A 383-nucleotide genomic window follows, 5' to 3' on the forward strand; every position below is an offset into this window, starting at 1 on the left:
ACGGTTACACTTTCTGGTGTAGATGCTAGTGGTAACGCTGCTACCGCTACTGCTACTGTGACTGTGGTAGATGATATTCTACCAACTTTTACTACTTCTGATTTCACTGGCTATTTAGATGAAGAGGGAGAGTTAACAATTTCTGAACAACAAATTGTAGATCAGCTTTCTGATAACTGCGGAATTGCTTCTGTCAACATCAGTCAAACAGAATTCTCTTGTGGTAATTTAGGAGACAACTCCGTTACCATTACAGTAACAGACAACAGTGGCAATACTGTTAGTGAAACTGTCACCATCACAGTAGAAGACAACATTGCACCTACTGTGGTTACTAAGAACATCACCAAAATGGTGAATAGTGCTACGCCTGTTACCATCAC

The 383-nt window shown here is 40.5% G+C and carries 1 pseudogene; it reads left to right on the forward strand.

Going from position 1 to position 383, the window contains the following annotated elements:
- A pseudogene (locus AWW68_RS12110) lies at window positions 1-383 on the forward strand (hypothetical protein); the annotation flags it as partial.

This window comes from Roseivirga spongicola (assembly GCF_001592965.1).
Lineage (GTDB): Bacteria > Bacteroidota > Bacteroidia > Cytophagales > Cyclobacteriaceae > Roseivirga > Roseivirga spongicola.